The sequence below is a fragment of the Telluria sp. B2 genome (genome assembly GCF_051789535.1).
In the GTDB taxonomy this organism is placed as follows: Bacteria; Pseudomonadota; Gammaproteobacteria; order Burkholderiales; family Burkholderiaceae_D; genus Telluria.
This window is the reverse complement of the sequence record NZ_CP196525.1, coordinates 2,187,218-2,212,555: the sequence shown is the minus strand read 5'-3', so window position 1 is coordinate 2,212,555 and position 25,338 is coordinate 2,187,218. Positions and strand designations below refer to the sequence as shown.

At 66.6% G+C, this 25,338-nt stretch carries 22 protein-coding genes and 6 tRNA genes; 10 read left to right on the top strand and 18 right to left on the bottom strand.

Going from position 1 to position 25,338, the window contains the following annotated elements; all coding sequences use genetic code 11:
• Positions 1-35 precede the first annotated feature (35 nt).
• From ACSUZJ_RS09950 to ACSUZJ_RS09915, 8 genes are read left to right on the top strand one after another with little or no spacing between them, the layout of a single operon-like run.
• Entirely contained in the window at positions 36-3,122 is a 3,087-nt protein-coding gene (locus ACSUZJ_RS09950; RefSeq protein ID WP_499415634.1) for a xanthine dehydrogenase family protein molybdopterin-binding subunit, read from the top strand.
• A complete protein-coding gene (locus ACSUZJ_RS09945) occupies positions 3,119-3,937 on the top strand; it encodes an FAD binding domain-containing protein (RefSeq protein WP_499415632.1) in 819 nt (272 codons plus the stop codon). The genes ACSUZJ_RS09950 and ACSUZJ_RS09945 overlap by 4 nt, the downstream gene beginning before the upstream one ends.
• Before the next feature lie 9 nt (positions 3,938-3,946).
• Positions 3,947-4,525: a (2Fe-2S)-binding protein gene (locus ACSUZJ_RS09940; protein ID WP_499415630.1), complete on the top strand. Its 579-nt coding sequence runs from the start codon at positions 3,947-3,949 to the stop codon at positions 4,523-4,525.
• A 35-nt stretch (positions 4,526-4,560) separates the two neighbouring features.
• The gene (locus tag ACSUZJ_RS09935) at positions 4,561-6,165 is read left to right on the top strand and encodes an AMP-binding protein (protein ID WP_499415628.1); all 1,605 of its coding nucleotides are present in this window, start codon (positions 4,561-4,563) and stop codon (positions 6,163-6,165) included.
• A complete protein-coding gene (locus ACSUZJ_RS09930; RefSeq protein ID WP_499415626.1) occupies positions 6,162-7,610 on the top strand; it encodes a UbiD family decarboxylase in 1,449 nt (482 codons plus the stop codon). Before ACSUZJ_RS09935 ends, ACSUZJ_RS09930 begins: the two co-directional genes overlap by 4 nt.
• Positions 7,607-8,215, top strand: a complete 609-nt coding sequence (locus ACSUZJ_RS09925) for a UbiX family flavin prenyltransferase (RefSeq protein WP_499415624.1) — start codon at positions 7,607-7,609, stop codon at positions 8,213-8,215. The genes ACSUZJ_RS09930 and ACSUZJ_RS09925 overlap by 4 nt, the downstream gene beginning before the upstream one ends.
• A 38-nt stretch (positions 8,216-8,253) precedes the next feature.
• On the top strand, positions 8,254-9,060 hold the full coding sequence (locus ACSUZJ_RS09920; RefSeq protein ID WP_499415623.1) for an enoyl-CoA hydratase/isomerase family protein: 807 nt from the start codon (positions 8,254-8,256) through the stop codon (positions 9,058-9,060).
• Between the two features lie 11 nt (positions 9,061-9,071).
• Complete coding sequence (locus ACSUZJ_RS09915; protein WP_499415621.1) at positions 9,072-10,523, top strand: aldehyde dehydrogenase family protein; 1,452 nt, start codon at positions 9,072-9,074, stop codon at positions 10,521-10,523.
• Between the two features lie 45 nt (positions 10,524-10,568).
• Here the strand turns inward: ACSUZJ_RS09915 and ACSUZJ_RS09910 are convergent, their stop codons facing one another.
• Both ACSUZJ_RS09910 and ACSUZJ_RS09905 read right to left on the bottom strand, forming a co-directional pair.
• Positions 10,569-11,528, bottom strand: coding sequence for a LysR family transcriptional regulator (locus ACSUZJ_RS09910; protein WP_499415619.1), 960 nt, complete (start codon positions 11,526-11,528; stop codon positions 10,569-10,571).
• A gap of 179 nt (positions 11,529-11,707) precedes the next feature.
• Positions 11,708-11,869 carry a hypothetical protein gene (locus ACSUZJ_RS09905; protein WP_499415617.1) on the bottom strand — a complete coding sequence of 54 codons (162 nt, stop codon included), beginning with the start codon at positions 11,867-11,869 and terminating at the stop codon, positions 11,708-11,710.
• 29 nt (positions 11,870-11,898) lie between these two features.
• Between ACSUZJ_RS09905 and ACSUZJ_RS09900 the strand changes: the two genes are divergently transcribed.
• Together ACSUZJ_RS09900 and ACSUZJ_RS09895 are read left to right on the top strand one after the other, a co-directional pair.
• On the top strand, positions 11,899-14,340 hold the full coding sequence (locus ACSUZJ_RS09900; protein ID WP_499415615.1) for a membrane-bound PQQ-dependent dehydrogenase, glucose/quinate/shikimate family: 2,442 nt from the start codon (positions 11,899-11,901) through the stop codon (positions 14,338-14,340).
• Positions 14,341-14,474: 134 nt separating this feature from the next.
• Complete coding sequence (locus ACSUZJ_RS09895) at positions 14,475-15,728, top strand: carbohydrate porin (RefSeq protein WP_499415613.1); 1,254 nt, start codon at positions 14,475-14,477, stop codon at positions 15,726-15,728.
• A 173-nt stretch (positions 15,729-15,901) separates the two neighbouring features.
• Here ACSUZJ_RS09895 and ACSUZJ_RS09890 read toward each other — a convergent pair whose 3' ends face one another.
• The 16 genes from ACSUZJ_RS09890 to ACSUZJ_RS09815 form a co-directional block, all read right to left on the bottom strand.
• Entirely contained in the window at positions 15,902-16,555 is a 654-nt protein-coding gene (locus ACSUZJ_RS09890; protein WP_499415611.1) for a TetR/AcrR family transcriptional regulator, read from the bottom strand.
• Positions 16,556-16,735: 180 nt separating this feature from the next.
• Positions 16,736-16,810: transfer RNA gene (locus ACSUZJ_RS09885), tRNA-Cys, on the bottom strand.
• 164 nt (positions 16,811-16,974) lie between these two features.
• Entirely contained in the window at positions 16,975-17,232 is a 258-nt protein-coding gene (locus ACSUZJ_RS09880; RefSeq protein WP_499415609.1) for a hypothetical protein, read from the bottom strand.
• 65 nt (positions 17,233-17,297) lie between these two features.
• Positions 17,298-17,371, bottom strand: a tRNA-Cys gene (locus tag ACSUZJ_RS09875).
• Between the two features lie 77 nt (positions 17,372-17,448).
• Positions 17,449-17,524 (bottom strand) — tRNA-Gly (locus tag ACSUZJ_RS09870).
• A gap of 30 nt (positions 17,525-17,554) precedes the next feature.
• Positions 17,555-17,630: transfer RNA gene (locus ACSUZJ_RS09865), tRNA-Gly, on the bottom strand.
• 38 nt (positions 17,631-17,668) lie between these two features.
• Positions 17,669-17,744, bottom strand: a tRNA-Gly gene (locus ACSUZJ_RS09860).
• 90 nt (positions 17,745-17,834) lie between these two features.
• Positions 17,835-17,910: transfer RNA gene (locus ACSUZJ_RS09855), tRNA-Gly, on the bottom strand.
• 89 nt (positions 17,911-17,999) lie between these two features.
• Entirely contained in the window at positions 18,000-18,578 is a 579-nt protein-coding gene (pgsA, locus tag ACSUZJ_RS09850) for a CDP-diacylglycerol--glycerol-3-phosphate 3-phosphatidyltransferase (RefSeq protein WP_312549944.1), read from the bottom strand.
• A 242-nt stretch (positions 18,579-18,820) separates the two neighbouring features.
• Positions 18,821-20,713, bottom strand: a complete 1,893-nt coding sequence (gene uvrC, locus ACSUZJ_RS09845; protein ID WP_499416499.1) for an excinuclease ABC subunit UvrC — start codon at positions 20,711-20,713, stop codon at positions 18,821-18,823.
• A gap of 260 nt (positions 20,714-20,973) precedes the next feature.
• The gene (gene acpS, locus ACSUZJ_RS09840) at positions 20,974-21,375 is read right to left on the bottom strand and encodes a holo-ACP synthase (protein ID WP_499415606.1); all 402 of its coding nucleotides are present in this window, start codon (positions 21,373-21,375) and stop codon (positions 20,974-20,976) included.
• A complete protein-coding gene (locus ACSUZJ_RS09835; RefSeq protein WP_499415604.1) occupies positions 21,372-22,142 on the bottom strand; it encodes a pyridoxine 5'-phosphate synthase in 771 nt (256 codons plus the stop codon). Before ACSUZJ_RS09835 ends, acpS begins: the two co-directional genes overlap by 4 nt.
• 13 nt (positions 22,143-22,155) lie before the next feature.
• On the bottom strand, positions 22,156-22,944 hold the full coding sequence (recO, locus tag ACSUZJ_RS09830) for a DNA repair protein RecO (RefSeq protein WP_499416497.1): 789 nt from the start codon (positions 22,942-22,944) through the stop codon (positions 22,156-22,158).
• A 117-nt stretch (positions 22,945-23,061) separates the two neighbouring features.
• Positions 23,062-23,994, bottom strand: a complete 933-nt coding sequence (era, locus tag ACSUZJ_RS09825; protein WP_499416495.1) for a GTPase Era — start codon at positions 23,992-23,994, stop codon at positions 23,062-23,064.
• Positions 23,995-24,005: 11 nt separating this feature from the next.
• Complete coding sequence (gene rnc / locus ACSUZJ_RS09820) at positions 24,006-24,797, bottom strand: ribonuclease III (RefSeq protein ID WP_499415602.1); 792 nt, start codon at positions 24,795-24,797, stop codon at positions 24,006-24,008.
• A 133-nt stretch (positions 24,798-24,930) separates the two neighbouring features.
• Positions 24,931-25,326, bottom strand: coding sequence for a DUF4845 domain-containing protein (locus tag ACSUZJ_RS09815; protein WP_499415600.1), 396 nt, complete (start codon positions 25,324-25,326; stop codon positions 24,931-24,933).
• Positions 25,327-25,338 lie beyond the last annotated feature (12 nt).

Below are 25,338 nucleotides of genomic sequence, written 5' to 3'. Positions count from 1 at the left end.
AAGGCATCACCGCAGGGAGGCTTGAGAGCATGGAAATGAAGATTCATCACCGCGCCGAGGAGACGCAGCAGCAGCCTTTCCTGGGCCGTCCGATGCAGCGCATCGAAGACGTCTCGCTGCTCGTCGGCCGCGGCCAGTACGGGGACGACGTCGGCGTCAAGCCGGGTACCCTGCAGGCGGTCGTGGTGCGTTCGCCCCATGCCCACGCCGTGGTGAACGCGATCGACACCGCCCGCGCCGAGGCCGCCCCCGGCGTGCGTGCGGTGCTCACCGGCCGCGACATCGCGGCCTGGTCGAAACCCTTCGTGGTCGGCGTCAAGGCGCCGATGGAGATGTGGGCGCTGGCCGTGGACCGCGTGCGCTACGTCGGCGAACCGGTGGCGGTGGTGGTCGCCGAGAACCGCTACCTGGCCGAGGATGCGGCCGACCTGGTCATGGTCGACTATACCCAGCTCGACCCTGTGACCACCATCGACGAAGCGATCCTGCCGGACGCGCCGGTGCTGCACGAAGGGGTGGGCAGCAACGTGGTCAGCGACCGCAGCTTCCGCTACGGCGACCCGGAGACGGCGTTCGCCAACGCGGCGTATACGGTCGCGCTCACGGTGCGCTACCCGCGCAATTCCTGCACCCCGATCGAAGGTGCGGTGGTCGTGGCCGACTGGCTGTCGGAAGAGGAGGGCTACGACGTCGCCTCGAACTTCATGGGGCCGTTTTCGCTGCATACCGTGATGGCCCTGGCCCTGCGCGTGCCCGGCCACAAGCTGCGCCACCGCACCTTCCGCGATTCCGGCGGCAGCTTCGGCGTCAAGCACGCGGTGTTCCAGTACGCGGTGCTGATGTGCCTGGCCTCGCGCAAGGCCGGCGCGCCGGTCAAGTGGGTCGAGGACCGCCTCGAGCACCTGTCCGGCCTGACCTCGGCCACCAACCGCCTTTCGACCATCCGCGCGGCGCTGGACGCCGACGGCCGCATCACGGCCCTGGACTACGACCAGTTCGACGATTGCGGCGGCTACCTGCGCGCGCCCGAGCCGGCCACCTTCTACCGCATGCACGGCTGCCTGACCGGCGCCTATGCGATCCCGAACCTGTCGGTGCGCAACCGCGTGGTCCTGACCAACAAGACACCGGCCGGCCTGGTGCGCGGCTTCGGCGGGCCCCAGGTCTACTTCGCGCTCGAGCGCCTGATGCAGCGTATTTCGGTCGAACTGCAGATCGACCAGCTCGAACTCTACCGCCGCAACTTCATCCCGGCCGACGCCTTCCCCTACCATGCGGCGGCCGGCGCCCTGATCGACTCCGGCAACTACCAGCGCGCGCTGGAACTGCTGGAAAGCGAAGGCCGCCTGGCCGAGCTGTACGCAAAGCGCGAGCGCGCCCGCGCCGAAGGGCGCCTGTACGGCATCGGCTTCGCCGCCATCGTCGAGCCCTCGATCTCGAACATGGGCTACATCACCACCGTGCTGCCGAAGGAGGCGCGCGCCAAGGCCGGCCCGAAGAACGGCGCCATCGCCTCGGCCAGCGTGGCCATCGACCCGCTCGGCGGCGTCAACGTCACGATCGCCTCGGCGCCGGCCGGCCAGGGCCACCGCACCGTGTGCGCCCAGGTCGTGGCCGACGTGTTCGGCATCGTGCCCGATGGCGTCGCGGTGAACGTCGAATTCGATACGCAAAAGGACGCCTGGTCCGTCGCCGCCGGCAATTACTCGAGCCGCTTCGCCGGCGCCGTGGCCGGCGCCGTCCACCTGGCCGCCGTCAAGCTGCGCGACAAGCTGGCCGCGATCGCCGCCCCGCAGCTGGGCGTGACCGCAGGCGAGGTCGTGTTCGCCGACGGCAAGGTGCATGTGCAGGGCGACCCGGGCAGGTCGCTACCCTTCCTGCGCATGGCCGCCAGCCCGCACTGGGCGCCGGCCCTGTTGCCGGCCGGCGTGGAAGCGGGCCTGCGCGAGACCGCCTTCTGGACCGCGCCGGAACTGGGCGCACCCGACGAGCAGGACCGCGTGAACACCTCGGCCGCGTACGGCTTCGCGTTCGACGCCTGCGGCGTCGAGGTCGACCGCCACACCGGCCGCGTCACCATCGACCGCTACATCACGACGCACGACGCCGGCAAGATCCTGAACCCGGCCCTGGCCGACGGCCAGATCCGCGGCGCCTTTGCCCAGGGCCTGGGCGCGGCGCTGATGGAAGAGTTCCGCTATGGCGAGGACGGCAGCTTCCAGTCCGGCACCTTCGCCGACTACCTGATGCCGACCACCTGCGAGGTGCCGGAACCCCAGATCATCCACCTGGAAACGCCTTCTCCCTTCACGCCGCTGGGCGCCAAGGGCCTGGGCGAAGGCAACAACATGAGCACCCCGGCCTGCATCGGCAACGCCATCGCCGATGCCCTCGGCGTGGCCGACATCGTGCTGCCGATGACGCCCTCGAAGGTGATGGCACTGATCGGAGGCGAGGAACCGCCGCCCTCGAAGAACGCGAAGGTCGCGCCGGCCGCGCCGGACCATGCGCCGCTGGCGGCCGACTCGGCGCCGGGCGCCCACGCCGCGCAGAGTGCGGCAAGCAGGCCGGCCAAGGGCGGTAAATCGCTGGCCGCGCGCGGCGAGGTCGTGCTCGACGCCGCACCGGACGCCGTGTTCCGGGTGCTGCTCGACCCGCAGGCCCTGGCCAAGGTCATCCCCGGCTGCAATGCCCTGGAGCCGGCAGGCGAAAACCGCTACCGCGCCGACGTCACCGTGGGCGTGGGCATGATCAAGGCGCGCTACTCGGCCGAAGTCGCCTTGTCCGAACTCGATCCGCCGCGCAGCCTGCGCCTCGCGGGCTCGGGCCTGTCCTCGGTGGGCAGCGCCAGCGGCAGCGGCCTGGTCACGCTCGAAGCGCAAGGCGGCGGCACCCTGCTGCGCTACGACTATGCCGCGCAGGTGTCGGGCAAGGTTGCCGCGGTCGGCAGCCGCATGCTGGAGGGCGCGGCGAAGATCGTGCTGAACCAGCTGTTCGAGCAGCTCGGGAAGGAGGCCGGCGGCAAGGGCGCAGCCGGTGCCACGACAGTGGCCGCAGACCTGCCTGTTCCGAAACCCGGCCTGTGGCAACGCCTGCTGGCCCTGTTTGGAGTGAAACGATGAAACCGCAAGCATTCGACTATGCCCGTCCCGACAGTGCCGACGAAGCCGTCGCCCTGCTGGCCGATGCTGGAGAAGACGCGCGCATCCTGGCCGGCGGCCAGTCGCTGATGGCGGTGCTGAACCTGCGCCTGGCCCAGCCCAGCGTCCTGATCGACATCTCGCGCGTGCCGGACCTGAACTACATCCGCACGACCGACAGCCACCTGGCGATCGGCGCCGCCGCCACACAGGGCAGCGTCGAATGGCGCCCGTCCCTGGCGCAGGAAGTGCCGCTCCTGGCCCAGGCCTTTCCGCACATCTCGCACTTCCAGATCCGCAACCGCGGCACCGTATGCGGCTCGGTCGCCCACGCCGACCCGAGCGCCGAGCTGCCGCTGGCCCTGCTGGCCCTGGGCGGCGAGGTGGTGCTGCGCAGCCGCCGCGGCCGGCGCGTGGTCGCGGCCGAGGATTTTTTCCAGGGCATGCTGATGACGGCGCGCGCCGCCGACGAGCTGGTCGAGGAAGTGCGCTACCCGCTGGCCCGGCAGGGCCTGCGCTACGCCTTCGACGAGTTCGCGGGGCGCCACGGCGACTTCGCGATCTGCGCGGTGGCGGCCGTGGTCGGCCCGGACAGCATCCGCCTGGCCGTGGGCGGGGTTTCGGACCGGCCGCGGGTGCGCAGCTGGGGACGCATCGGCGGCGCCGACCTGGACGCCGCGATCAACGATTTCGCCTGGGAGCTGGGAGCGAAGGACGACCACCACGCCTCGGCCAGCTTCAGGCGGCAGCTGGTGCGCCATCTCGGCCGCGCCGCGATTCACAAGGCAAACGCATAAGGCAAACCCATGAAGACCTACCGAAAAGACGGCCTCCTGCGCATCGAGCTGGTCCTGAACGGCCAGCGCCGCAGCGGCACGTGCGAATCGCGCACCCTGCTCTCGGATTTCCTGCGCCATGAACTGGGCGCGACCGGCACCCACGTCGGCTGCGAGCACGGCGTCTGCGGCGCCTGCACCGTGAACATCGACGGCGTGGCCGGCCGCTCGTGCATGACGCTGGCGGTCCAGGCCGAAGGCTGCAAGGTCGACACTGTCGAGGGCCTGAACCGGGGCCAGGACGAGCTGTCCGACCTGCAGCAGGCCTTCCGCCGCAACCACGCGCTGCAGTGCGGCTTCTGCACCGCCGGCATCCTGATGTCCTGCACCGACTACCTGCGTCGCAATCCGGATCCGACCGAAGCCGAGGTGCGCGAGATGCTGTCGGGCCACCTGTGCCGCTGCACCGGCTACACCAACATCGTCAAGGCCGTGCTGGAGACGGCGGCCGAGCGCCGCGGCGTCCCGCGTGGAGCCGGGATGGCGCCCGACACCGCCGGCCATGCCGAGGTCGGGCCGGCCGAGCAGGCGCGCCTGGTGAACGCATAACAGAACATATTCGAAATCAAAAGGAGGAGAACATCGTGCTGGACCTTGGACGCACATTCCTGCAAAGCGTCGAGCGCAGCCCGCATGCGCCGGCGGTGGTCGACGGCGAGCAGCGCCTGACCTATACCGAGTGGTACGAGCGCATCCAGCGCACCGCGGCCGGCCTGGCCGCGCTGGGCCTGGGACGCGGCGACCACCTGCTGATCGTCCTGCAGAACCGGATCGAGATGGCAACCCTGCACTGGGCCTGCCAGTTCCTGGGCGTGATCGCCACCCCGCTGAACTGGCGCGCCAAGCCCGAGGAAGTCGAGTACTGCGCGGCCGACGCGCAGGCGAAAGCCGTGGTGTTCGAGGCGGTCAGCGCGGACGCGGTGGCCGCCAGCCCGGCCGCCCAGGCCCTGCCGCGCATCGCCGTCGGCGCCGCCGCCGGCGGCACGCTGGGCTTCGAGGAACTGGCCAGGGAGGCGCCCGCCAGCCCCATCCTGCAGGCCGGCAGCGAAGACATCTCGCTGATGCTCTACACCTCGGGCACCACCGGCAAGCCGAAGGGCGTGCCGCGCCGCCACCGCACCGAACGCGCGGCGGCCCTCGGCCACGTCGCCCAGAACCTGTACCGGCGCGGCGAACGCACCCTGGGCGTGATGCCGCTGTATCACACGATGGGGGTGCGCTCGCTGCTGGCGATGGCCCTGATCGACGGCCTGTTCGTCTGCGTGCCGAAGTTCGACTGCGCCGCCGCCTTCCGCTACATCGAGCAGGAGCGCGTGACCAACCTGTATCTCGTGCCGACGCTCTACCATGACATGCTGGCCTGGCGCGAAAAGGCGCTCGCCGCCGGCAAGACGGTCGACATCTCCTCGGTGACCAAGCTGGGCTTCGCCGGCGCGCCGATGCAGGACGGCCTGCTCAAGCGCCTGAGCGACACCTTCAGGCCCGAGCTGTTCGTGAACCACTACGGCTCGTCCGAGGTGTACACCTTCGCGATCGACCAGGACGCCACCCGCAAGGCCGGCAGCGCCGGCCGCGCCGGCATCAATACCCGCGTGCGCGTGGTGCCGCTCTCGGCCGAAGGGCCGGAAGGCCGGGTCGCGCCGGGCGAGGAAGGCCAGATCATCTGCGACCTGCAGGGCGACGAAGCCTTCGAGGGCTACTGGAACCGGCCCGACGCCAATGCGAAATCGATCCGCGGCGGCTGGTACTTCACCGGCGACACCGGCTACATCGACCAGGACGGCGACCTGTTCGTCACCGGCCGCATGGACGACATGATCATCAGCGGCGGCGAGAACATCTCGCCGGTCGACATCGAGTCGGTGCTGTCGCTGCACCCCTCGGTCGACGAGGTCGCGGTGGCCGGCCTGCGCGACGAGCGCTGGGGCCAGAAGGTGGTCGCCTTCGTGAAGACGCGCGGCGAGGTCAGCCCGGATGCGCTGAACGAATACTGCCAGCACTCGGACCTGCTGAACTTCAAGCGCCCGCGCGAATACGTGTTCGTGCGCGAAATCCCGAAGTCCCCGGTCGGCAAGATCCTGCGCCGCAAGCTGGTGGCCGGCGAATACGAGGTCCTGCCGGCGGCCGGCGAGGGTCAGCAAAGCCCGCAGCAAAACGCGGGCAACCAGAAAGAGGGAAGCATCCAATGAAGACCGACGCCACTCCGAACGGCAAGGCGCAGGACCTGCGCCAGTGGCTGGCCCACCTCGAAGCGAGCGGCCGCCTGGCCGTGATCCGCGAGGGTGTGCCGCTCGAGCACCACCTGGCCGCGATCGCCAAGCGCCTCGACGGCAGCCAGGCCGCCTGGTTCCCGAAGCCCGGCGGCCACGCGATTCCCGTGGTGTCCGGCTTCGTGTCGCGCCGCGCCTGGATTGCCGAGGCCATGGGCGTGGAGCAGTCCGGCCTGCTGGCGGCCTTCCGCCAAGCCGCCGACCATCCCCTGCCCTGGCGCGAGGTCGAGCCCGGCAGCGCGCCCTGCCAGGAAGTCGTGCGCACCGACATCGACCTGCACGCCCTGCTGCCGATCCCGACCCATAGCGAGCACGATAACGGCCCCTACATCACGGCCGGCCTGGTCATCGCCCGCAATCCGGTCACCGGCGTGCAGAACGTCTCGATCAACCGCATCCAGGTGCACGGCAAGGACCGCATGGCGATCCTGATGCTGCCGCGCCACCTGCTTGCCTTCTACAAGGCGGCCGAAGCCCAGGACCAGCCGCTCGACGTGGCGGTGGTGATCGGCGCCGACCCGCTGACCCTGCTGGCCTCGCAGGCGATCACGCCGATCGACTACGACGAGCTGGAAATCGCGGGCGCCCTGCACGGCGCGCCGCTGCCGGTGACGAAATGCCTGACCAGCGAGGTGCGGGTGCCGGCGAACGCCGAGATCGTCATCGAGGGCAAGCTGCTGCCGAAAGTGCGCGAGCCCGAGGGCCCCTTCGGCGAATTCCCGAAGTACTACAGCGCCCAGGAGAACCGCGAGGTGATCGTGGTGGAAGCGGTCACCCACCGCAGCAACCCGATATACCACACCATCGTGCCGGCCGAGATGGAGCACCTGCTGCTCGGCTCGATCCCGCGCGAAGCGACCATGCTGGCCCACCTGCAGCGCAGCTTCCCGGGGGTGCTCGACGTGCACCTGTCGGTCGGCGGCGTCGGCCGGTATCACTTGTTCGTCAAATTCAGGAAGCAGCGCGAGGGCGAGCCGCGCAACGTGATCCTCGGCGCCTTCGGCGCCCACTACGACATCAAGCAGGTGATCGTGGTGGACGAGGACGTCGACGTGCACGATCCGCAGCAGGTCGAGTGGGCGGTGGCCACCCGCTTCCAGGCCGACCGCGACCTGATCGTCATTTCCGGCGCCCAGGGCTCGGTGCTCGATCCGTCCACCACCGTCGGCCATGGCGACGCGGTGCAGCCGCCCCACCTGCAGGGCATCAGCGCCAAGATGGGCCTGGACGCGACCAAGCCGGTGGCCTACCCCGGCCATGTCTTCACCAAGGTGCGCATTCCCGGCGAGCTTGAAGTCGACCTCGACCAGGAAGTGGTACGCGGCGCGGCGATCGACTGGCAGCAAGCCACGGTGCGCACATGAACAAGCCGCGCCTGGTCGTCGCCATCACCGGCGCCAGCGGCGCCATCTACGGCGTGCGCCTGCTCGAAGCCCTGCGCGCCTCGAATGCCTGCGAATCGCACCTGGTGATCTCCAGCTCGGGCGTGATGACGGCCCAGCAGGAACTCGACATGGGACGCCGCGACATCGAGGCGCTGGCCGACGTGGTCCACAACGTCAAGGACATCGGCGCGACGATCGCCAGCGGCTCCTTCCGCTCGGCCGGCATGGTGGTCGCGCCCTGCTCGATGAAGACCCTGGCCAGCATCGCCCACGGCCTGGCCGACAACCTGGTCGCACGCGCCGCCGACGTGATGCTGAAAGAGCGGCGCCGCCTGGTGCTGGTGGCGCGCGAAACGCCGCTGAACCTGGCCCACCTGCGCAACATGACGGCGGTGACCGAAATGGGCGGCATCATCTTCCCGCCGGTGCCGGCCTTTTACACGCGCCCGGATTCGCTCGACGACCTGGTCAACCATACGGTCGGGCGCCTGCTCGACCTGTTCGACCTGCCCCATGACGGCCTGGTGCGCCGCTGGGAAGGCATGAACAGGACGAACGACGACGAACAAGCCCCTCACAAATAACATCGCAACAACATCCCAATAACATCCAGGAGAACAGCATGACCCAACTGACCCACCCAGCCCACAGCCTGCTCGACAACCTCGTCAACTTCCGTGTCGAGATCGACGCCGAGCGCCAGCGCGCCGACATCGTGCTCTCGAACGGCCAGTTCAACATCATCACGATGCCCCAGCGCGAGCAGCTGCGCCTGGTGTTCGAGGCGCTCGACGCCGACGAGCGCGTGCGCGTGATCGTGCTGCGCGCCGAGGGCCAGCACTTCTCCAGCGGCGGCGACATCAGGGGCTTCCTGGAGGCCTCGCCCGAGCACGTGTCGAAACTGGCCTGGAACATCGCGGCGCCGACCCGCTGCAGTAAACCAGTGATCGCCGCCAACCGCGGCTTCTGCTTCGGCGTCGGCTTCGAGATCTCGCTGGCCTGCGACTTCCGCATCGTCACCGACACCACCTTCTACGCCCTGCCCGAGCAGAAGCTGGGCCAGATCCCGGGTTCGGGCGGCTCGGCGCGCCTGCAGAAGATGGTCGGCATCACCCGCACCAAGGACATCGTGATGCGCTCGCGCCGCATCCCCGGCCAGCAGGCCTACGACTGGGGCGTGGCCACCGAGATCGTGCCCGACGCCGAGCTGGAAGCGGCGACCGACCGCCTGGTCGACGAGCTGCGCTTCTTCTCGCCGCTGGCCCAGCGCACGGCCAAGAAGCTGCTGAACGACACCGAGGATTCGCCGCTGTCGGTTGCGATCGAACTGGAAGGCCACTGCTACAGCCGCCTGCGCTCCTCGAACGACTTCCGCGAGGGCGTCGAAGCCTTCCACGCCAAGCGTCCCCCGGTCTTCAACGGCAGCTGAGGGACGCCGGCATGAGCACGCTGAACGCACTCAACTACATCGACGGCCAGTGGCAGGGCGCAGCCGGCGGCGCGACGGGCGAGAGCCGCAATCCGGCCGACGGCAACGTCATCGGCAGTTACGCCGCCAGCGGCACGGAAGACGCGCGCCAGGCGATCGCCGCCGCGCGCCAGGCCTTCGAGACCTCGCTCTGGGCGCACGACGCCCGCCTGCGCCAGATGGTGCTGTGGCAATGGGCGGACCGGCTGGAAAAGCGCCAGGAACTGGCCGCCCTGCTGACCCAGGAAAACGGCAAGGTGCTGGCGCAGTCGCGCGGCGAGATGGCGGCCGCCATTTCCGAGATCCGCTATTACGCCGGCCTGACGCGCCACATGCCGGGCCACTTCATGGAAGTCGAGCCGGGCGCCTATTCGGCGACCCTGCGCGAGGCGGCCGGCGTGGCGGGCCTGATCATTCCCTGGAATGCGCCCATCGTGCTGCTGGTCCGTTCGCTGGCGCCGGCGCTGGCGGCCGGCTGCACCACCGTCATCAAGCCCGCCCACCAGACCGCGCAGATCACGGCCCAGGTGCTGCGCGAGCTGGCGGCCCTCGAGTCGCTGCCGCGCGGCGTGCTGAACCTGGTGCTGGAACAGGGCAGCGAGGTGGCGCAGGAACTGGTGGCGTCAAGCGAGGTGGACGTGCTCAGCTTCACCGGCTCGAACCTCACCGGCCAGCGCATCATGGCGGCCGCCGCGCCGACCATGAAGAAGCTGTCGCTGGAGCTGGGCGGCAAGTCGAGCTGCCTGGTGTTCCCGGATGCCGACTTCAAGACGGTGGCGCAGCGCCTGGCCACTGCCGCGACCATCATCTCGGGCCAGCAATGCACGGCCGCGCGCCGGGTGCTGGTGCATGCTTCGCGCTTTGATGAGATGAAACGCGCGCTGAAGGCGGCGCTGGAAGCGATCGCGGTGGCGCCGGGCGACACCCCGGGCGCGGGCATGGGGCCGCTGATCGATGGCGAGGCGCTGGAGCGGGTGTCGGCCGACGTCGAACGCGCGCTCGACATGTGCGACGAAGTCGTGCTGCGCGGTACGCGCGGCGACGGCAAGCTGGCGGGCGGCCACTTCCTCACCCCGACCCTGGTGGCGCATGGCGACGCCAACGCCTTCTTCGCCCAGGAGGAGATCTTCGGACCCTTCGTGGTGCTGGAAAAGTTCGAGGACGAAAAGGAAGCGGTGGCGCGCGCCAACAACACGGTGTACGGCCTGTCGGCCAGCGTCTGGACGGCGGACGGCGACCGCGGCATGCGCCTGGCCCGGGCACTGCGCAACGGCACGGTCTGGATCAACGACCACAACCGCCTGTTCGCGGAAGCGGAAACCGGCGGCTACCGGCGCAGCGGCATCGGCCGCCTGCACGGCTACGAAGGCCTGGCCGACTTCCTCGAGACCAAGCACATCTACCGCAACGCCGGGCTGGTCTGACGTTGTAGTTAGCAGGTTGGGCACTCCGTGCCCAACCTGCGGACTTTACTCCCCTGCCTGTTCCGCGTTCTGTTCCGCTTTTAGTTCCTCCTGCTGCTGCGCGCCCGGGGTGCGCAGGCGCATGTTCGCCGCCAGCATCGAAATGAACAGGCGGGTTGCCGGGTTCAGCGGCCGCCGTGGGTGCGAGACGCTCACCACGCGCCGCACCAGGCGCGGCGAGACGATCGGATGGGCGCGCAGCGATCCGCTGGCCAGCTGGCGGTGCACGGCCACGCGCGGCACGATGGTGGCGACCTGGGTCTGTTCGACCAGCTTGACGGTGGCCACCAGCGAATCGATCTCGAACTTGGGCGTCAGTTCGATGTTCTCGCTCTCCGCGAAGCTGTCGATATTGCTGCGCAGGCCGTGGCCGCGGGTCGGCAGCACGAGGGCCAGGCCGAGCGAGGGCAACTGGCGCAGGGTCAGGCTGGCCGGCAGGCTGGCCGCGAACGACGGCCCCGTGATCAGGACCATTTCTTCGTCGACGATGTGCTCGACATCCAGCACCAGCGGACGGCGCGGCTTGTTGACGATGGCCGCATCCAGGCGTCCGCCGGCGACCCAGTCGGTCAGGGTGCTGGTATAGCCGTCGCTGACCGTGACGCCCACTTCCGGATACTTGTTCGAGAACTCGCTCAGGGTCTCGACCAGCACGCCTTCGGTGACCGAGGCGATCAGGCCGATGTTCACATGGCCGCGAATCGCCCCTTCGCTGCTGAGCATTTGTGCCTGGGCATTCGAAAAGTCGCGCATGATGGGCAGGAACAGCCGGTACATCTGGCGCGCCGCGGCGGTGGGCACCATGCCCTGCTTGGTGCGCTCGAACAGCTTCTGGCCGAGGTGCTCTTCCAGCTTGCTGATCTGCATGCTCAAGGCCGGCTGCACGATGTTCAACCGCAGCGCGGCGCGGGTGACCGTGCCCTCTTCGTACAGAGAGATGAAGTAATGGATCTGGCGAAATTCCATGTGTGCAGCCGAAGCCTGGATGATGGACGGAACATTGCATCTTAACCCATGCACGCCGCGCTGCGCGGGTTCCCCGCATGGGCTCATGGTCCGGGTGGTCGACAGCTCTCCCGGCAGGGCTTCGAGTACACCGCAGGCAGGGCTTCAGCAACTGCTCCAGCAATTAACCAACTAGTTAGTTATAATGCGCTCTGCTGCTTGTTTCTGCAAAGCTGACGCAAGAAATGCGGTGCCGGCCGGTCGGCACGGATCGGCGCGCCTTCCCCGCAGCGCGGACGAAAACGCTTGCCTCTCGTGGCGCGGTCGACGACCTGTTCGGCCGTGCGTGCCACCGCTTCCATGCAGGATTCGTTCTCGGAGAGATGTTCAAATGACTAAAAGTGAAACCCATCCTTCAGTTGCGCTGAAGGCCGGGTGTGTATTGCTCGGACTCGCATTGCTGGCCACCGGCCTGTTCTTCGTCGCCGGCGGCGCGAAGCTAGCGACCTTGCACGGCAGCCTGTACTTCCTGATCGCGGGTCTCGTCATCGTGACCGCGGCCATCCAGTTCATGCGGCTGAAGTCCTCCGCGGTCATCGTCTATGGCGCGGCATTCGCCGGCACGCTGATCTGGGCCTTCGCCGACGCCGGCTTCGATTTCTGGCCCCTGGTGTCGCGCCTCATGCTGCCCGCCGGCCTGATGGTGCTGGCGCTGCTGACCTGGCCCTCGCTGCGCGGGCGCGAGACCGGAGCGGCGGCGGGCAAAGGCGCCTACGCCCTGGCCGCCGTGCTGGCGCTCGGCATGGGCGCCGCCTTCGTCCAGATGTTCCAGCCCCACCCCACCGTCGCCTTCCAGGGCAAGCCCACGGCGCTGGTACCGGTCGCCCACGGCCAGGAGCAGAAGAACTGGAGCCACTATGGCAACACGGCGGGCGGCAGCCGCTTCGTCGCGCTCGACCAGATCACGCGCGACAACGTGAAGGACCTCCAGGTCGCATGGACCTTACATACCGGCGACACCCCGATCAGCCCCACGGGCAACGGCGCGGAAGACCAGCAGACGCCGCTGCAGGTCGGCGACCGCGTTTACCTGTGCACACCGCATAACAACGTGATCGCCGTCGACGCCGACAGCGGCAGGAAGATCTGGGAGCGCGACATCAATGCGCAGTCGCAGGTCTGGAACCGCTGCCGCGGTCTCGCCTATTTCGATGCAACCGAGCCGCTCGCGCAGGGAACCGTAGCCGGCAAGACCGGCATTGCGCCGGTCGTGCCGGCAGTACTCCCGGCAGGCAGCAACTGCCAGCGCCGCATCCTGATGAATACCATCGATGCGCGCCTGGTCGCCATCGACGCCGACACCGGCGCCATGTGCGAAGGCTTCGGCAAGGGCGGCTTCGTCGACCTGAAGGCGGGCCTGGGCGTCGCGGAAGATCCGAAATATCAACTCACCTCCGCGCCGACCGTCGCCGGCACCACCGTGGTGGTCGGCGGCCGCGTGGCGGACAACGTGCAGACCGACATGCCGGGGGGCGTCCTGCGCGGCTTCGACGTCATCACCGGCCGGATGCGCTGGGCCTTCGATCCGGGCCGCGACGATCCGAACCTGAAGCTGCAGCCGGGCCAGACCTATGCCCGCAGCACGCCCAATTCGTGGGCGCCGATGTCGTACGACGCAGCGATGAATACGGTGTTCATCCCGATGGGCAGCTCCTCGGTGGACCTGTGGGGCGGGAACCGCACGCCGCTGGATCATCGCTACGCCACTTCGATCCTCGCGCTCGACGCCAGCACCGGCAAGCAGAAATGGGTCTACCAGACCGTCCATAACGACCTGTGGGACTTCGACGTGCCGATGCAGCCGAGCCTGGTCGACTTCCCGGGCAAGGATGGGTCGACCACGCCCGCCGTGGTGTTCGGTTCGAAGTCGGGCCAGATCTTCGTCCTCGACCGCATGACGGGCAAGCCGCTGACGCGCGTCGAGGAACGCCCCGTGAAGACGGCGGGGACCTTCAAGGAGCAATACTCGCCGACGCAGCCGTTCTCCAGCGGCATGCCGCAGATCGGCGCGGATACGCTGACGGAATCGGACATGTGGGGCGCGACACCGTTCGACCAGCTCCTGTGCCGCATCAGTTTCAAGTCGATGCGCTATGAAGGCCTGTTCACGGCGCCGGGCACCGACGTCTCGCTGAGCTTCCCCGGTTCGCTGGGCGGCATGAACTGGGGCAGCCTGTCCCATGACCCGAACAACCAGGTCATCTTCGTCAACGACATGCGCCTCGGCCTGTGGGTGCAGATGATCCCGCAGAAAACCGACAGTGGCCCCGCCAGCAACGGCGGCGAAGCGGTCAACACGGGCATGGGCGCGGTTCCGCTGAAGGGCACGCCGTATGCCGTCAACAAGAACCGTTTCATGTCGCCGCTCGGCATTCCCTGCCAGAAGCCGCCGTTCGACACGCTGTCGGCCGTGGACCTGAAGACCCGCAAGCTGCTCTGGCAAGTGCCGGTCGGCACCGTGCAGGACACCGGTCCCTTCGGCATCAAGATGGGCATGAAAATGCCGATCGGCATGCCGACGCTCGGCGGCACGCTGGCGACCCAGGGTGGCCTGGTATTCATCGCCGGTACCCAGGACTACTACCTGCGCGCCTTCGACAGCGCGACCGGCAAGGAAGTCTGGAAAGCGCGCCTGCCGGTGGGCAGCCAGGGCGGGCCGATGAGCTACGTGTCGCCGAAGACCGGCAAGCAGTACGTGCTGATCTCGGCAGGCGGCGCAAGGCAGTCGCCGGACCGTGGCGATTACGTCATCGCTTATGCGCTGGACCGCTGATTGACTTAACGAGTTTGAGACTACGAATGCGATTTAACAATAAATCCGGGGCCCCGACGAACGTTGGCCCCTCCAGGCGGCTCGGCGGGCGCCTGCGCACGTGGCGTCGCGCCGGCGGTGCTACCCTGCTGTCCATGGCAACGCTGGCCCCCGTGGCCGCACTGGCGGACGGACGCGATGCGCCGGCGGCCCCTGCCGGCGCGTCGACCCTGACCGGCGACTGGGGCGGCGCGCGCACCCGGTATGCCGAGGCCGGCGTGAAGTTCCGGGGCGATTATGTTTCCGAGACCTACGCCAACGTCAGGGGCGGCCTCGAACGGGGCAGCGCCTATGCCCAGCAGTTGCGCCTGGGCGCCGATCTCGACATGGAGCGCATCGCCGGCTGGTCCGGCGCCACGCTGCACTTCACCATCAACGACCGGCGCGGCACCGGCATCTCTTCCGATTACATCGGCAACCGCTTGCCGGTCCAGGAGGTCTACGGTGGCCTGTATACGCGCCTGAGCGAGGCCAGTGTCGAGCAGGACCTGCTCGAGGGCCGGCTCAACCTGCGTCTCGGCTTCTTTGCGATGGGCAACGACCTCGGCGGCATGGCCTTGGGGTGCCAGCTGGTGAATGCGGCCTTCTGCGCCCACCCGCTTTCCCTCTCGGGCAATAGCGGCTGGTACAACTATCCAAATGCGCGCTGGGGTGCGGCCGTCCGCTACAAGCTGCGGCCCGACCTGCTGGTGCGCACCGGCGTCTTCCAGGACAATCCGCGCCTCGGCGACAAGGAAAACGCTTTCCGGCCCTTCGCCTCGGGCACGGCGGGCGTGGTGCTGCCGCTGGAAGTGGAGTATGCGCCCGGCAGCGCGCCGCACGACACGGCGCTGCCCGGGCACTACAAGCTTGGCGTCTATTACGATACGGCGCGCGTGAATCGGCTGGGTGAAACCGACAGCACCGTGAACGGGCGCTACGGCATCTACCTGCTGGCGGACCAGATGATATGGCGCCAGGGCCGCGCCGGCCGCGGCCTCTCCGTGTTCGGCCAGTTCACGGCAAATCCACGGGAGTCGGCCCAGATCACGCGCTGGTATGCGGCCGGCCTGGTCAAGACCGGCACCTTCGAGGGCCGCGATGCGGATACGTTCGCACTGGGCGTGGCGCATGCGCAGGTCAATCCACGCTTGCGCGAGAGCGCCGCCGCGGCCGCCGATTCCGAGACCGCTGGCCATGCATCGCCCCCCGCCGGCGAAACCGTGGTCGAACTGAGCTACGGTCTGCAGCCGCTGCGCTGGCTGGGTGTGCGGGCCGACGTCCAGTACGTCGTCGATCCGGGCGCGTTCAGCTACCGGTCGACCCACAATGCGCTTGCGTTCGGCACCCAGCTGAGGATCACGTTCTGAACCAGATGTCGACCGCGAGGCGCCACCCGCTCATCCAGGCCGGTGGCGCAGGTCGCTCGCCGGATCCTGGCGGCCAGCTCATCGCTGTCGGGCTGAAGCGCTGATCGGGTGGGGCTTCGAGGCAAGCGGCGGCTGCACGACGAGTGCAGGCCGCCGCTTTTTTTTCTTGCCTGTCAGGGCGCGCGTACGGAGCGCAGGATCGTGTCCACGACGGACTCGCGCCGCGCCGCGTGCACTTCAGGCGCACCAAGGTCCCGGCCGAAAATGAAGCTGAAGGTATGGCGGTTCGACACGTTGTAGAACGACAGCGCGCTGATCGTCATGTGCAGGTCGACCGGATCGACGTCGGCGCGAAACACGCCCTCGGCGACGCCGCGTTGGCACAGGCGCTCCAGCAAGGTGATGGCCGAACGGTTGATCGTGCGCAGTTCCGGGATCTTGCGGATGTACTCGCCCTGGTTGATGTTCTCGCTCATTACCATGCGGATGAACTCGGGATGGGCGGCATGGAAGTCGAAACTTGCACTGACCAGCTCGCGCAAGGCAGACACCGGCGGCAGCTTGTCGTCGATATGGAGGCCGCCCTCGATCTCCCGGAAGCGGCGATAGCTTTCTTCCAGCGCAGCGACGTACAGGTCTTCCTTGCTGCCGAAGTAGTAGTAGATCATGCCCTTGTTGAGCCCACTTTCGGCCGCGATCGCGTCGATGCGGGCGCCGCTCAAGCCCAGCCTGGAGAACTCTTGGAGCGCGACATTCAGGATCCTGGCGCGCGTGCCGTCTTCCTCGGCCTTCGCGGGAGCGGTCTTCGATCTGCTTGCTTTAGTCATCAAGCTATTCTAAACGATCGCGCCATGGCCGGGCATGCATGGGCCCGGCCATGGCGCGGCCCGTCCAGTGTCAAGGACTGGAACGGACTCGTTGCCGATACCGGCATGGAGGCCGGAAAAGAAAATAGCCCAAACTGCGTTGGGCTATTCTTCAGGCAATTCAAGCGACTTTGTGTGTTCTGGAGGCGAGGACGGGAGTCGAACCACGTCTGACCGGCTTTGCAGGCCGTTGCATAACCGCTTTGCTACCTCGCCAGACTTCATAGTACGACGGCCGGGCTGGCGGGTGATGAGCCTGATCAAGAAATGCAGCGATCTCTTCCATAGGGTCCAATCGGGCAACGGGGTCCCGCAGGCTCGCCCCCCCCCCCGGCTCACCGTATGTCGGTCACGCGCGCCACACCTGTGCCAGGAAGCCTTCAGATGAAGGGCCAGGCAAGGATGCGCTTGACGTGCAGCACCGAACGCAGGCCGACGTAGCCGATGACAAAGCCGAAGGCCAGCGTGCTGCGCGCGTCGTGCAGGACGGCGAGGAACAGGCCGCCGACGGTGGCGCCGGCGGCCAGCACCATCAGCCAGAGTTCGATACTGAGGAAGAAGGGCAAGGCCTGGCGCCAGATGCGCAGGGTCAGTGCACCAGCTTCCTTGAGGGTAGTGACATTGCGACGGGTGGTCATTTCGAAATCTTTTAACGAGGCAGAAATGCAAAACGCCGGCAAAAGCCGGCGAATCGCATTTTTTCTGGAGGCGAGGACGGGAGTCGAACCCGTCTAGACGGCTTTGCAGGCCGCTGCATAACCGCTTTGCTACCTCGCCAGAGTATATGGTAAGACTGCTGAGCTGGCGGGTTATGGAGCCAAATCAACATGAGCAGCAATGTCTTCTCTGAATTCTGGAGCGGGAGAAGAGTCTCGAACTCTCGACCTCAACCTTGGCAAGGTTGCGCTCTACCAACTGAGCTACTCCCGCTTAGGAGTCCTGCTAATGACACTCGCTTTATGGAGCGGGAGAAGAGTCTCGAACTCTCGACCTCAACCTTGGCAAGGTTGCGCTCTACCAACTGAGCTACTCCCGCACGGAGTGTTTTACTTCTTTACTACCAATGCTCCTGAATGGAGCGGGAGAAGAGTCTCGAACTCTCGACCTCAACCTTGGCAAGGTTGCGCTCTACCAACTGAGCTACTCCCGCATTCTGGAGACACGCATTATCGCAGAAATCGTTTCAACTTCCAAGACAACTTGTTACTGCCGTTTATTGCTTTGACATCATCGCAAACTCTGGAGCGGGAGAAGAGTCTCGAACTCTCGACCTCAACCTTGGCAAGGTTGCGCTCTACCAACTGAGCTACTCCCGCTTTGTCTTTCGTTTGCTGCGATGTCGTTCGCAACAGGCAAGCATTATAGACTATCTGATCCGTACGTCAAGGATGGCGAAGAAGTAATCTTACATATTCCCGCTTTTTTCCTTGATCAGCGGCCAGGCACGGCGCAGGTAGTAGAACATCGACCACACCGTCAGTACGCCAGCCACCCACAACAGGATCTTGCCCCAGTACTGCATGTCGATGCCGAGCAGGGTGTCATGGAAGAGCAGCATCGGGATCGCGGCCATCTGTGCGGCGGTCTTCACCTTGCCCAGCGAGCTGACGGCCACCGACTTGCGGGCGCCGATCTCGGCCATCCATTCGCGCAGCGCCGAGATCGTGATCTCGCGCCCGATGATGATGAAGGCGATGACCGCGTCGACGCGCTGCAGCTGGATCAGCATCAGCAAGGCGCCGGCAACCATCAGCTTGTCCGCGACCGGGTCGAGGAAGGCGCCGAAGGCCGAGGTCTCGTTCCAGCGCCGTGCGAGGAAGCCGTCGAACCAGTCGGTCACCGCCGCGATGATGAACACGAGCGTCGCGGCCAGGTTCTGTTCGGGCCGGGTAAGCCAGTGCTCGGGAAGGTAGTAGACGCCGACAACCAGGGGAATGAGTGCTACACGTAACCAGGTCAGGAGAATCGGGATGTTAAAAGGCATAGAGGGCGTGAACTGGCTTACCGTTAAAAATGCGTGCGCCGCTAGTCTACATGGGTATTGCAAATTGGACTAGTTGAGCTCTGCAGTAACGGGGCAAAGCCGGGCCGGTGGGCACGGGGCGCCACCCTGCGGCGGGAATGCTGTCGCGGTGGGCATCGGCTGGTTGAACGCGTGGGCGGCGCCCCGGCCGCGTGTACTCACCCAAACCGGTGTAGCCCCTCCTACGGAAGCCGGCTTCCCCCTCAGTGCAGCTGCCGATAAATCTCTTCCGCCAGCGCGGTCGAGATGCCCTCGACCTGGCACAGGTCTTCGACGCTGGCGTCGATCACGCCGCGCAGGCCGCCGAAGCGGGCCAGCAGGCGCTGGCGGCGCTTGGCGCCGATGCCTTCGATTTCTTCGAGGCGCGAAGCCTGGCGCGCCTTGGCGCGCTTGGCGCGCATGCCGGTGATGGCGAAGCGGTGGGCTTCGTCGCGGATCAGGGCCACCAGCATCAGCGCGGCCGATTCCTTGCCGAGTTCCTGGGGCGCGCGGCCGTCGGCGAAGATCAGCGTTTCGAGGCCAACCCTGCGCCCCTCCCCTTTCGCCACGCCGACGATCAGGCTGATGTCGAGCCCGAGTTCGGAAAACACCTGGCGCGCCATCTCGACCTGGCCCTTGCCGCCGTCGACTAGAACGACGTCGGGCATGACGCCGTCGCCGCTCGCGACCTTCTCGTAGCGGCGCGTGAGCACCTGGCGCATCGCGGCGTAGTCGTCACCCGGCGTGATGCCGGTGATGTTGTAGCGCCGGTATTCCGAGTTCTGCATCGCATGGTGATGGAATACCACGCAGGATGCCTGCGTCGCTTCGCCCGCCGTGTGGCTGATGTCGAAGCACTCGATGCGCAGGGTTTCGAGGTCGGTCGCGTCCAGCGACAGCGTTTCAGCCAGGGCGCGAGTGCGCGACTGCTGTGACCCTTGTTCAGACAACAGCCGCGCCAGGGATATCTCCGCGCCCTTTTGAGCGAGCTCAAGCCACTGGCGACGCTGGCCCTGGGGCTGGAAGATCAGGTTGATCCGGTGCCCGCACTGCTCGGTCAGGGCCAGCATCAATTCCGGCTGGTCGAACTCGATGTTCAGGATCAGGGTGCCCGGAATGAATTTGTCGGTGTAGTGCTGGACCAGGAAGGCGGCCAGCACTTCGCATTCGATCGATTGTTCGGCGATCGCCTCGCCGACCTGGGTCGGGAAGTAGGCGCGGTCGCCCAGGTGGCGTCCGCCGCGCACCATGGCCAGGTTGACGCAGGCGCGCCCGCCCTGCACCACCACCGCGATGATGTCGACGTCGGCGTCGCCGGTCGTTTCCATGCTCTGCTGGTGCAGCACGCGCGAGAGCGACTGGATCTGGTTGCGCACGCCCGCCGCCTGCTCGAACATCAGCTTCTCGGCAAAGCCGTGCATCTTGTTCTGCAGGTCTTCCATGACCTCGTTCTGGCGCCCGCGCAGGAACTTGGCGGCGTTCTCGACGTCCACCCTGTACTCGTCCTTGTCGATCAAATTCACGCAAGGGCCGCTGCAGCGCCCGATCTGGTGCAGCAGGCAGGGCCGCGTGCGGTTGGCATACACGCTGTCCTCGCAGGTGCGCAGCATGAACACCTTCTGCAGGATCTGGATCGACTCCTTGACCGCCCAGGCGCTGGGAAAAGGTCCGAAGTACTGGTTCTTCTTGTCGAGGGCGCCGCGGTAATAGGCCATGCGCGGGAAGTCGCCGCCCGTGATCTTCAGGTAGGGATAGGACTTGTCGTCGCGAAAGAGGATGTTGTAGCGGGGTTTCAGCGCCTTGATCAGGTTGTTTTCCAGGATCAGGGCCTCGGCCTCGCTGTGCGTGACCGTCGTTTCCAGATGTGCGATCTGCGAGACCATCATCGCAATCCGCGGGCTCGACAGGTTTTTCTGGAAGTAGCTCGACACCCGGTTCTTGAGATTGCGCGCCTTGCCGACGTAGAGCACGTTCCCGTTGGCGTCGAAGTAGCGGTACACGCCCGGCAGGCCGGGCAGCTTGGCGACGGTGGCCAGCACCTGTTCGCGCGCGTCGGCGCCGGGTCGCACGGGCCCGGCGGCGTCATCCTTCAGGGTCGCCGTCAACTCTTCCTTCATGGCCTGCCGGGCGTCGGGACGCGGGCGCGCACCCGGTGCGTCGGGCTTGGCCCTGGCGACGCGCGCGCGCGCCGGCCTGGACTCGGCCGGGTCCGCGCTGGGAGCCGCAGCGGGATGCGCGATCGGCAAGGCGGCGCCGTTCGCGGCCACATAGCCGACCGGCGCTTCCGCTACCTTGTTGGCATTGTCAGGCGCCGGGTTGTCCGGCGATTCGGGGGATGGCACTTCCTTGGTCACTGGCGTATCGCTTGCGTAGGTGTTCAGGTCCGCTCGTCGCGGGTGACGATCACAAAGGCGACGCCGTAATCGGCTTCGTCGCTGATCGTCACCTGCGCCGTCAATTTGTTCTGCTCCATGAAGTCAAGCAGGGCGCCGCTGCACACGATGACCGGCTTGCCGCTCGGATCGTTGAGCATCTGGGCCGAACGCCAGGTCATGGGCATGCGCATGCCCAGGCCGATGGCTTTCGAAAACGCCTCCTTGGCCGAAAAACGCGTGGCCAGGAAACGCAGCCCGCGCACTTCGCTGCGCGCACGGCGCGCGTGGTATTTCTCCAGTTCCTGCGGGCCCAGGATCTTTTCGGCGAAACGCTCGCCGCTGCGCGCGAGCGCCGCCTCGACACGCGAGATCTGGACGATGTCGGTGCCGATGCCGTAGATCACTGCGCCCCCAGGCTCACGCCAAGACGGGCCGCGACCATGATCGCCTTCATCTCGCGCACCGCGTTCTCCCAGCCGGCGAACAGCGCGTGGGCGACGATGGCGTGGCCGATGTTCAGTTCGGCGATGTCCTTGATGGCGGCGATCGGCTGCACGTTGGTGTAGTGCAGGCCGTGGCCGGCATTGACCACCAGGCCGTGCTTCACGCCGGCGGCGACGCCGACCTTGATGCGCTCGATCTCGCGCGCCGCCTCAAGCCCTTCGGCTTCGGCATAGCGGCCCGTGTGCAGTTCGATCACGGTGGCGCCGGTCTTTGCGGCAGCTTCGATCTGGGCCTCGTCGGCGTCGATGAAAAGCGAGACACGGATACCCTCGCCTCGCAGCTGCTTCACGGCGGCCTCGACCTCGTTGAAGTAGCGGATCACGTCCAGCCCGCCTTCGGTCGTCACTTCCTCGCGCCGCTCCGGCACCAGGCACACGTCCTGGGGCTTGACCTGGCAGGCGAAGTCGATCATCTCCTTCGTGACCGCCGCTTCCAGGTTCATGCGCGTGGCCAGTTGCGGGCGGATCGCCAGCACGTCGGCATCCTTGATGTGGCGGCGGTCCTCGCGCAGGTGCAGCGTGATCAGGTCGGCGCCGGCCTGCTCGGCCAGCAGCGCGGCGCGCAGCGGGTCCGGATAGACGGTGCCGCGCGCATTGCGCACGGTGGCGATGTGGTCGATATTCACGCCCAGGTCGATGATGGGGCCGACGGGTTCGAGGAAACTCATGCTTGCTCTCTTCTTATAACTGCATCAGGTCAATCAAAATCTGCCGGGTGTTGAGCGGCGCGCCGCCCAGGTGGTGCGCCAGCAGGAAGCGCATCAGTTGCTTGCTCTGGGCCAGGGTCGCCGGGTCGGCGTAATCCTCGCGCTCCATGTCGAGCAGGGTCTTACCGGACACCACGGGCCAGACATCGGACACCCGGGCTTCGCGCGCGCCGCGTTCCGGATCGACCACATAGCTGAGATCGGCTGCCACCGCTTCGCGCGTCGTCGTCGAGCGGCCGAGATCGGCCGCGACGCCCGTTTCCTTAAGTAAGGCCCTTTCGAATTTTCGCAAGACGATTTGTGCGGGTTCGTCGTGCGCCAGTTCGTTGAGCGTGGAAACATAGTGGTCGAACAGGGCCCGGTGGGCGTCGTCGCGCGCCAGCAGCTTGACCAATAGTTCATTCAGGTAGAACCCGCACAGCAGGGCCGTGCGCTCCAGCGGCAGCATGCCGCCGACCCACTCGGCGTCGATCAGGGTGCGCAGCTCGGACTTGCCGCTCCAGGACACCGACAGCGGCTGGAAGGTCTGCAGCACCCCGCGCAGCTTCGACAGAGGCCGTTTCGCGCCCTTGGCCACGACCGCGATGCGGCCATAGTCGCGCGTGAACAGGTCGACGATGAGACTGGTTTCCTTGTAGGGATAGCTGTGGAGCACGAAGGCCGGCTGGCCGTTGACCCGGGTTTCGCGTATGGGAGCGCGGCTGCGGCGCGGGGCCGCCGGGGGCGCCGGCACATAAGGAACGGAGGCTTCCGCCACCTGCATCTCGGCCATCGGCATCGGCGCGGCCGGCTGCACCTCACCCTCCGGCAGGACCGGCGCGGGGGCGGCGGGATCGGTGTTGTCGAAGCTCGTCATGCGTGGGGGACGGTCCTCCGGCGCTTACTCGTAGCCGTAGGCGCGCAGGCCCGCTTCGTTGTCGGCCCAGCCGGATTTGACCTTGACCCAGATTTCCAGGTACACGGGGCCGCCGAACAGCTTTTCCATGTCCAGGCGCGACTGGGTCGAGATTTCTTTCAGGCGCGCGCCCTTGTTACCGATGATCATCGATTTGTGGGTATCGCGCTCGACCAGGATGGCGGCAAAGATGCGGCGCAGGTTGCCTTCCTGCTGGAACTGTTCAATGACGACGGTGCTGGTGTAGGGCAGTTCGTCGCCCAGCAGGCGGAACACTTTCTCGCGCACGATCTCGGCGGCGAGGAATTTTTCGCTGCGGTCGGTGATGTCGTCCGGCCCGAAGATCGGCGGATTTTCCGGCAGGTGATTGCGGATCTCGCGCTCGAGGGCGTCGACCTGGAAGCGCAGCTTGGCCGACACCGGCACGATTGCGGTAAAGTCGCGCAGGGCGGCTAGCTTTTGCGCGAAAGGCATCAGGGTTGCCTTGTCCTTCATGCGGTCGGACTTGTTGATCACCAGGATCACCGGCACGTTCTTCGGCAGCAGGTCGAGCACCTGCTGGTCGGCCGGGCCGAAGGTGCCGGCCTCGACGATGAAGAGCACGACGTCGGATGCGGTCAGGGTGTTCGAGACCGTCTTGTTCAGCGTCTTGTTCAGCGCGTTCGCATGACGGGTCTGGAAGCCCGGCGTATCGACGTAGATGAACTGGGCGTCGTCATGGGTCTGGATGCCGGTGATGCGGTGGCGCGTGGTCTGGGCCTTGCGCGAAGTGATCGAGACCTTGGCGCCGATCAGCACGTTCATCAGCGTCGACTTGCCGACGTTCGGGCGTCCGACGATGGCGATATAGCCGCAGCGGAAGTTCTCTGGGGCGCCTTCGGTCTTGCCGGCGTCGTCGTTGTGGGTGTCGGTATTCATTGCTGGTTCAATCATGCTTGTTTGGTGGAGGCGCCATCGTCGGCGCCCTCGCCCTGGATGGTGGCGATGCCGGCCAGCTTCAGCTGGGCGGCGCGCGGCTTGGGTTTGCGCCCGGCGGCCGGGGTCTTGCGCAGGGCCTGCTCGGCCATGTCGAGCGCGGCGCGCGCGGCGGCCTGCTCGCCGGCACGGCGGCTGCCGCCGCGGCCGAAGACCTGGATGCCGAGCTTGGGCACCAGGCACTCGATCTCGAATTCCTGGCTGTGGGCGGCGCCATGGGTGGCGATGACGTTGTAGGTCGGCAAGGAAATCTTGCGGCTTTGCAGGAATTCCTGCAGCAGGGTTTTCGCGTCCTTGCCAAGGGTGCGCGGGTCGACCGAGTCCAGCAGCGGAATATAGAAGGCGCGGATGACGTCGCGGGCGGCGTCGAAGCCGGCGTCGAGGAAGATCGCGCCAAGCAGGGCCTCGAGGGTGTCGGCCAGGATCGACGGACGGCGAAAACCGCCCGACTTCAGCTCGCCTTCGCCCAGGCGCAGGAACTGCGAGAGTTCGAGCTTCTGGGCAATCTCGTAGAGCGACTGCTGCTTGACCAGGTTGGCGCGCAGGCGCGACAGGTCGCCCTCGTCGAGGTTGTTGAAGCGCTCGTACAGGATCGAGGCGACCACGCAATTAAGGATCGAATCGCCCAGGAATTCGAGGCGCTCGTTATGCAAGCTGCTATGGCTACGATGGGTCAGGGCCTGCTGCAAGAGGCCACTGTCCCGAAACGTGTAACCTAGGCGAGTTTGCAATAACTGAAGATTCATTGTCGATTTTTTCGTTGTTCAGATCGGCGTATTGAAAAAAGCCAGAATCCGGAACGCTGCTTGCGCAGCATCCCGGATCCGGTCATCTTACTACCGTGTTGCGTCCTTCAAGGCTGCCGGCGTACGGCGCCTGTCATTCAGCGCTGGCTGCCACCACGCCGCTCGGGTCGGTAGTGCCGTCGTAATCGATGACGATGCTGGCCTTGTCGGTGAACTCGATGCGTTTCTGGTAGGCGAAGCTGATTTCAGGTTCCCCGCCGTCCCTGGTGATGACGAGGTCGCGGCCACGCAGGGAGCTGACGTTGTTGATGTCGGCAAACTTGTCGAATGCCTTCTGCATCTCGGCCACGCTACCGCCCTCCTCTTTCACACGCGCGATTCCGTCCTTGATCGAGCGGTATTCCAGCCACGAGGGAATCACCTTGATGGCGACCACCGCGGCCAGCCCGAGCACGATCAGTCCGAGGATCAGGCCGGTCAGCGAGATGCCCCGCTGCCTGTCCAGGTTACGCTGTTTCCGGTGCTGCATCCTGCCTCCTCC